The 6,986-nt window shown below is 72.4% G+C and carries 6 protein-coding genes; 2 read left to right on the top strand and 4 right to left on the bottom strand.

Going from position 1 to position 6,986, the window contains the following annotated elements:
* Positions 1-52: 52 nt before the first annotated feature.
* Together AB0I67_RS37455 and AB0I67_RS37450 are read left to right on the top strand one after the other, a co-directional pair.
* Entirely contained in the window at positions 53-565 is a 513-nt protein-coding gene (locus tag AB0I67_RS37455) for an IS5 family transposase (RefSeq protein WP_357934039.1), read from the top strand.
* Positions 566-820: 255 nt separating this feature from the next.
* On the top strand, positions 821-3,625 hold the full coding sequence (locus AB0I67_RS37450) for a LuxR C-terminal-related transcriptional regulator (RefSeq protein WP_357934036.1): 2,805 nt from the start codon (positions 821-823) through the stop codon (positions 3,623-3,625).
* Here the strand turns inward: AB0I67_RS37450 and AB0I67_RS37445 are convergent.
* The 4 genes from AB0I67_RS37445 to AB0I67_RS37430 form a co-directional block, all read right to left on the bottom strand.
* Positions 3,622-3,912, bottom strand: coding sequence for a hypothetical protein (locus tag AB0I67_RS37445; RefSeq protein WP_357934034.1), 291 nt, complete (start codon positions 3,910-3,912; stop codon positions 3,622-3,624). The two genes, AB0I67_RS37450 and AB0I67_RS37445, sit on opposite strands and share 4 nt — an antisense overlap.
* Position 3,913: 1 nt before the next feature.
* Positions 3,914-5,425 (bottom strand): NAD(P)/FAD-dependent oxidoreductase, encoded by a 1,512-nt coding sequence (locus tag AB0I67_RS37440; protein ID WP_357934031.1) that lies wholly within the window; start codon positions 5,423-5,425, stop codon positions 3,914-3,916.
* A gap of 67 nt (positions 5,426-5,492) precedes the next feature.
* Entirely contained in the window at positions 5,493-5,939 is a 447-nt protein-coding gene (locus AB0I67_RS37435) for a VOC family protein (RefSeq protein WP_357934028.1), read from the bottom strand.
* 10 nt (positions 5,940-5,949) lie between these two features.
* On the bottom strand, positions 5,950-6,762 hold the full coding sequence (locus tag AB0I67_RS37430; protein ID WP_357934025.1) for an alpha/beta hydrolase: 813 nt from the start codon (positions 6,760-6,762) through the stop codon (positions 5,950-5,952).
* Between the last annotated feature and the right edge of the window lie 224 nt (positions 6,763-6,986).

The following is a 6,986-nucleotide window of genomic DNA, read 5'->3' as shown; positions in this document are numbered from 1 at the left end:
CTGAAACAGCTCCCACAACTGGTCCGGAACCAGCCGATCGATGAACGGATCCATGATCAACCCAACGATTGATCACCAAACAAGACACTGTCTTAAAGGGGGGCCGCAGACCGGCCCGTCCCCGGTCGATCGAGGGCGGGCCGGCAGCAAGCACCACCTGATCACCGACGCCACCGGTATCCCCCTGGCCATCATCTTGACCGGTGCCAACCGCAACGACGTCACCCAGCTGCGCCCGATGCTGGACGCCATCCCGAAGGTGCGTGGTAAGCGCGGCCGGCCCCGCCAGCGTCCCGACGTGGTACTCGCCGACCGCGGCTACGACCACGACAAGTACCGCCACCTGGTCCGGGAACTGCGGGTCCGCCCGCTGATCGCCCGCCGCGGCACCGAACACGGCTCCGGCCTGGGCAAACAACGCTGGGTCGTCGAGCAGACCTTCGCCCTGCTGCACGCCTTCCGCCGCCTACGCATCCGCTGGGAGATCCGCGCCGACATCCACGAGGCCTTCCTCAAGCTTGCCTGCGCGCTCATCTGCTGGCGGCGCCTCACTTCATTGCGTTAGACGCTCTTAAGGCGCGGCCGACCCGGCGAAGGGATCAGGTGAGTGCGGCGGAGCCGTGTGGCTCGTCGCCATGCGCCCTCGACCCGCTCTCGGCACGGCCGGTCCAGTGCTGGCCCGGGTTCGGGAGGCGAGTGCCATGTGAAGTGTCCGGGCTTCTGGAGTGCGCACCATCTCCATAGGCGAGGACCTATCGGCCAACGGTGGAAATTGCTGTGGTCTTCGGGCTCGTGGCATTATCCGCGCAGGTGAAAGGATGTGGTGGTGGTGCCGGGCCTGCGAGACGCACCCGTCGGGTTGGTGAACCGGGTCGTTGAACGGGCGGTGCTGAGCGAGTTCCTCGAGGCTGTGCGCACTGGCGAGGGGAGGGCTCTGGTGGTGAGCGGGGACGCGGGGCTCGGGAAGACGGCGCTGCTGGATGACATGGCCGCCCAGGCCCAGGCCCACACCAACACCCACACGTCAGCCGCGGCGCAGGAGCGCCAGTTCAGGGTGTTGCGGGTGGCGGGGATGCAGTCGGAGATGGAGCTCGCGTTTGCGGGGCTGCATCAGTTGTGTGGGCCGTTGCTGGAGCGGGCGGAGGCGTTGCCGAGGCCGCAGGGGCTGGCGTTGAAGACGGCGTTCGGGCTGGCGGAGGGGCCGCCGCCGGCCCGGTTCATGGTGGGGATGGCCGTGCTCAGTCTCCTGTCGGAGATCTCCAGGGAACAGCCGCTGCTGTGCGTGGCCGATGATCTGCACTGGCTGGACAGGGCGTCGGCGCAGGCGCTCGGGTTCGTGGCGCGGAGGCTCGGGGCGGATCCGGTGGGGATCGTGTTCGGGACGCGGATGGCGACCGATGAGGTGGCCGGCGTGCCGGAACTGCGGCTGGAGGGGCTGGCGGAGGAGCATGCGCATGAGCTGCTGTCCCACGCGCTGAGCGGGCCGCTTGATACGCGGGTGCGGGATCAGATTGTGGCTGAGACCCGGGGGAATCCGCTGGCGCTGCTGGAACTGCCTCGAACGCTGTCACGGGAGGAGTTGGCTGGGGGGTTCGGGTTTCCGGGGACGGGGCCGTTGTCGGGGCGGATTGAGGAGAGTTTCGCCCGTCAACTGGATGCGCTGCCCGGCGAGACGAGGCTGCTGGTGTGTCTGGCTTCGGCTGAGCCGTCGGGGGATGCGAAGTTGGTCTGGCGGGCGGCGGGGCGTCTGGGGATCTCGCATCTGGCTGCCCGGCCGGCGGCGGAGTCGGGGCTCGCGGACTTCGGGCAGCGGATCAGCTTCCGGCATCCGCTGCTGCGCAGGGCGGCCTATCGGTCCGCGACGGCCGAGCAGCGGCGTGCGGTGCATCGGGCGCTGGCGGAGGCGACGGATCCGGTCGCGGATCCGGATCGCCGGGCCTGGCATCGGGCGCAGGCGACGGACGGGCCGGACGAGGCGGCGGCGGCCGATCTGGAGCGGTCGGCGAGCAGGGCTCAAGCTCGCGGCGGGCCCAACGCGGCGGCGGCGTTCCTGGAGCAGGCCGCGGCGCTGACCGTGGACCCGGCTCGCCGGGCCGACCACATGCTCGCCGCGGCGCACGCCAACCTGCAGGCCGGCTCCTACGACCGCGTGCTCGAACTGCTCGCGATCGTGCGGGCGGAGCCGCTGACCGAACTGCAGAGCGCCCGCGCGGACCTGCTGCAGGGGAACGTCGCCTTCGCCTCGGGGCTGGGCAGCGACGGACCGCCGCTGCTGCTGCAGGCGGCCAAGCGGCTCGAACCGCTCGACCTCGACCTGGCCCGCGAGACCTACCTGAACGCGTGGATGGCGGCGATGTTCGCGGGTGATCGCGCGGTGGGCGGAAGCCTGGCGGAGGTGTCCGGGGCCGCCCGCAAGCTGCCGGTGTCGGCGCACCCGGACGAGGCCGAGCTGGTCCTCGACGCGCTGGCGCGGGTGATCGTCGAAGGCCCGGCCGCCGCGGCGCCGGTCCTGCGCAGGGCGGTCGGCGCGATCGTCGGCGCCTCGCTCACCCCGGACGAGGTCCTGCGCTGGGGCTGGTTCGCGCACGCCGCCGCGGTCGGGATCTGGGACTTCACCAACTGGCGCTTCCTCCTCGAACGGGAGCTCAAGGTGCTCAGGGACGTGGGGGCGTTCGACCTGCTGCCCATCGTGCTGGCCACGCTGGGCACCGTGACCACCTGGTCGGGCGAGTTCTCGACGTCCGCGGCGCTGTTCGCCGAGGCCGAGACGATCTGCGAGGTGACCGGTGCGCCCGCCGCCGCCTTCGGGCCGACGATGCTCGCCTGCCTGCGCGGGGACGAGGAGACGGCGGTCCCGCTCATCCGGTCGATGATCGCCGAGGTGGAGGTGACCGGGCAGGGCGCGAGCGTGACGTACGCCAACTGGGTGGCCGCGGTCCTCTACAACGGGCTCGGCCGCTACCGGGATGCTCAGGCCGCCGCCGTCGCTTCCAGTGAGAGCTCCTCCGACCTGTTCATCGCGCTGTGGGCGCTGCCCGAGCTGGTCGAAGCCGCCTGCCGTACCGGAGAGGTCGAGGTGGCCGAGGCGGCGCTCGCCCGGTTGGCGGAGTCGACGTCGGCCGGGGGGACCGAGGTGGGGCTCGGTCTGGAGGCCCGGTCGCGGGCGTTGCTCAGCGGTGGCGAGGATGCGGAGCCGTACTATCGGGAAGCTGTTGACCGGCTCGGCCGGACACCGTTGCGGCCCGAGCTGGGGCGGGCGCACCTGGTCTACGGTGAGTGGCTGCGCCGGGGCAACCGCCGCGTGGACGCCCGCCACCACCTGAAGATCGCGCACGGGCTGTTCACCGACCTGGGGATGAGGGCGTTCGCCGAACGCGCCCGCCGCGAGCTGCTGGCGACCGGCGAGCGAGTCCGGCAGAGCGCGCGGCGGAGCGAGAACACCCTCACCGCCCAGGAGACGTTGATCGTCCGCCTCGCGACCGACGGCCTCACCAACCAGGAGATCGGCGCCCAGCTCTTCCTCAGCGCTCGCACCGTGGAGTGGCATCTGCGCAACGTGTTCGGCAAGCTCGGCGTCACCTCCCGCCGCCAGCTCGCCACCGTGCTGCACCAGAACTCCGGCTAGGCGCGGACGAGCGGGTTGGTGTGCAGGCCGTCGGCGGTGCGGGAGACGTCGGCGCGGTGGCGGTGGCGAGCGGCGCCTCGGCAGCGGGCGGTGACCCGGACCGGCCAGGCGCCGGCCCGGAGCCGGGGATGCTCCAGGGGAGCGCCGCACCGCGTGCAGCGGGTCTCGGCGGCGGCCGTCTCGTAGACGATCTCGATCAGCCATCTGTCCACGGGTGCGGGAGGCTCGTACCCGTGGGGTCCGCCGAGGTAGGCCATGAAGGCCCAGGGCGCGAAGAACCACTCCATGTCAGCGCCCGCCGGCCAGGGACGCCGTGGTGTCCCGGTAGGTCTCGAGCAGCCGGAGCCAGACCTCGCTGAGCGTGGGAAAGGCCGGTACGGCATGCCAGAGGCGGTCGAGCGGGATCTCGCCGGCGATCGCGAACGTCGCGGACTGGACGAGTTCGGCGACGCCCCGGCCGGCGAAGGTGGCGCCCAGGACGGTGCCGCGGGCGGGGTCGAGCAGGATGCGGGCCCGGCCCCGGTACCCGGGGCTGTGCTGGTGGGCGCCGGCGAGGAGGCCGAGGTCGTAGTCGACGATGTCGACGTCGCGGCCGAGGCGGGCGGCCTCGTCGGTGGTGAGGCCGACGCCGGCGATCTCCGGGTCGGTGAAGACGACCTGCGGGACGGCGGCGTGGTCGGCGGTTCCGGTGTGGCGGCTCCACGGGGTGCGGTCGAGGGGACGGTTGCGGGCGCGGTCAGCGATGACCGTGCCGGCGATCCGCGCCTGGTACTTGCCCTGGTGGGTGAGGAGGGCGCGCTGGTTGACGTCGCCGACGGCGTACAGCCAGTCGCCGGGGATGCCGGGCACGGTGTAGGTGTCGTCGCTCGGCAGCCAGTCGCCGGGGCGCAGGCCGACGGTCTCCAGACCGAGGTCCTCGGTGCGCGGCGCACGACCGGTGGCCAGCAGAAGCTCGTCGGCGTGGAGCACCCGGCCGTCGGACAGCTCAAGCCTGAAGTCGGCGTGAGGCACCTGCCCGTCGGACAGCTCGAGCCTGAAGTCGGCGTGAGGCACCTGCCCGTCGGACAGCTCGAGCCGGACGTCGGTGGTGCGCGTCGCGGCGGTGACGGTGGTGTCGAAGCGCAGGTCGACGCCCGAGGCGCGGAGCGCGTCGGCGACCAGGTCGGCGGCGAACCGTTCCATCCGGGGGAGCAGCCCGGACTCCCGGACCAGCAGGGTGACCTGCGAGCCGAGGGCCTGCCAGGCGGTGGCCATCTCCACGGCGACGACGCCTCCGCCGACGATGGCCAGCCGCGGCGGGACCCGGGTGGCGCTGGTGGCCTCGCGGCTGGTCCAGGGCCGCAGCGCGGCGAGGTCGGGGAGTGGCGGGAGCGCGGCGCGGGTGCCGGTGCAGACGGCCACGGCGTGCCGGGCCGACACCCGCAGGACGCCGCCGTCGGCGCCGGTCACCTCCACGGTCCGCGGCCCGGACAGCCGCCCGTGCCCGCGGATGAGGGTGACGCCCGCCTGGTCCAGCCACTGCACCTGGGACTGGTCGTCCCAGTCGCCGGACATCCGGTCGCGATGGCGCAGGACGGCCTCGACGTCCAGCGGGCCCGGGTCGAGGCCGGGCATGTCGCGGGCCTCGGCGTGCAGCAGGACCGGCCGGAGCAGGGCCTTGCTGGGTTCGCAAGCCCAGTAGGAGCATTCTCCGCCGACCAGTTCGGCTTCCACGATGACGGTGTCCAGCCCGGCGGAGGCGGTCCGGCCGGCCACGTTCTCACCGACCGGTCCGGCGCCGATCACGATGACGTCGTACATGCGCACAAGATCTCCAGAAGAAGACAGGGGAGGGCGGTGGTCCGCCCTCGCCCGTGGGGACAGCGGTTCAGCGGCCGGGAGCGCGCTGGGTGACCTCCTGGAGGAACCACTGGTTCCCGTCGGGGTCGTCGAAGGAGGCGAACGAGCCGTAGCTGGCCCGCTCGGGATGGAATCCGGGCACCCTTTCCGCGTCGCCGGGGTGGTGGAAGACCCCCGTCTCGTCGCGGAACGGCTCGCTCACCGCCACGCCCCGCGCGGTGAGCTCCTTGAGCGCGGCTTCGAGGTCGGTGACGATCAGGTGCGGGCCCAGGTAGGTGCCTGGGGCCGCCGTGGTGAGCCCGTCACCGAAGATGATCGAGCAGGCGGAGCCCGGCGGGGTCACCTGGATGACGCGGTAGCCGTCCCGGATGGGGAAGTCCGCGTCGAGCCGGAATCCGAGCGTTTCGGTGTAGAAGGCCTTCGCACGGTCCACGTCGGACACCGGCAGGATGACGACTTCAAGCTTCCAGTCCATGGTTTTCTCCTCAACGAGTGCGAGTGCGAGTGGCGCGGTCGGCGGTTTCGATGACGTCGACGACGACGCCGGGGTGCGAGACGGTGACCGCGTGGGAGGCGGCGGCCTCGGTGACGTGCGCTTTGGCGCGCTTGGCCATGAACCGCTGGGCGGCCACCGGGATGTTGAGGTCCTTGGTGGTGATCACGTCCCAGCTCGGCTTCTCCCGCCAGGCGGGAGCCGTCGCCTGCTCCTCCAGCGCGGCCTGGGCGACCGGCCGCTGGGTGGCGGCCATCAACGCCGCCTCGCGGGCGGGGACGTCGGCGGCGAACTGGCGGTGGAAGGCGTCCTGGCGGATGTACAGCTCGGGGCCGTCCGGGCCGGTGACCGTCTCCAGGGCGCCGGGCAGGGTCGAGCCGGGGAACTTGGTGCTCAGGCCGAGGGCGCTCTCGCCGGCTTCCGGCAGGAACGCGGCCACGTAGACGAGGGCCTTCACCTTGCTGTTCCCGGCGCCGGCGGCGCTGATGACGCTGCCGCCGTAGGAGTGGCCGACGAGGATGACCGGCCCGTCGACGTGGTCGATCAGGCCGCGCAGCGCGGCCGCGTCGGAGGCGACGCCGCGCAACGGGTTGGCGGCGGCGACCACCGGGTAGCCGTCGCGGCGCAGGCCGGCGACGACCTGGTTCCAGCTTGAGCCGTCGGCGAACGCGCCGTGCTCCAGGATGACGGTCGGCTTCGCCGTACGGTCGCCCGCATCCGCAGTGGCGGCGGCGGGGAGGACGGTGACGGCGGCGGCGACCGCCGCGGCGATCACGGCGAGACCTCGCCGGTGATGGGTGCTCATCGAGCTCACCTTCTGAATCGGTGGGGCGGACGCTCCAACTTTCGGCCGCGGCCCCGAGCGCGCACATCGGTCATCTGACGGTGAGTCGGACGACGCCGATGACGACCGGCAGTCAGGTGACTGATGCCAGGCGACCAGGGCAGCGGCGATAGTGGGTGAGCAGGGCAGGGCCCGCGCCGACCCCCGTGACCCCGGGGGACGGGCCAGGGTCGTTCCCTGGGGCT

The organism is Nonomuraea sp. NPDC050310, assembly GCF_040655795.1.
GTDB lineage: Bacteria > Actinomycetota > Actinomycetes > Streptosporangiales > Streptosporangiaceae > Nonomuraea.
This window is presented reverse-complemented; position numbering and strand designations above follow the sequence as displayed.